Below are 645 nucleotides of genomic sequence, written 5' to 3'. Positions count from 1 at the left end.
CCCGTCCGATGTAAGAGCTCTTAACATCGCAGCCACTTCTTATCACTTGAAGCAATGAGAAGATGGCTACTATAGATGAAAGAGTGTTAAAAAATTATGGATACACTTTACAAGGAAACATTAAAATCTATTGATCCTATAGAACCAGCTGCTGCTTATGTTGGTGGCAAAATCAAGTTGGCAAAAACCATTATCAAAATCATAGAAGGCATTCCTCATCGCACTTATGCCGAACCTTTTGTTGGCATGGGAGGAATATTCTTTAGGAGGAAATTGATACCCTTATATGAAGTCATCAATGATTGTTCAGGGGATGTGGTGAATTTTTTTCGGGTTTTGCAACGCCATTATCATCCTTTTATGGATCTCTTGGAGTTCCAGATTAGTAGCCGTGAGGCGTTTCAACGTTTCACTCTCCAAGATCCAAAGACGCTTACGGATTTAGAGCGGGCTTTGCGGTTTTTATATCTGCAGCGGTTGAGTTTTGGTGGTCAGGTGGCAAAGCGGTCATTTGGAATTAATCCCTACCGTGGTGCACGGTTTAACTCTTTCAAACTTGAAGGGTTCTTAAAGCTGATTTACCGGCGTTTATCAAATGTGACCATTGAACATTTAGACTGGTTTGATTTTATTAGGCGTTATGAC

The 645-nt window shown here is 40.5% G+C and carries 1 protein-coding gene; it reads left to right on the top strand.

All coding sequences use genetic code 11. The annotated features are described in order from the left end of the window. Positions 1-96 precede the first annotated feature (96 nt). Positions 97-645 (top strand): DNA adenine methylase (locus J7R10_RS08405; RefSeq protein WP_208436459.1); only part of this gene is annotated, 549 nt, incomplete at its 3' end.

It is taken from the genome of Bartonella vinsonii subsp. berkhoffii ATCC 51672, from assembly GCF_902825225.1.
Taxonomy (GTDB): Bacteria; Pseudomonadota; Alphaproteobacteria; order Rhizobiales; family Rhizobiaceae; genus Bartonella; species Bartonella berkhoffii.
Note: the sequence above shows the minus strand (reverse complement) of the source record. Positions and strands in the feature narration are given on the sequence as shown.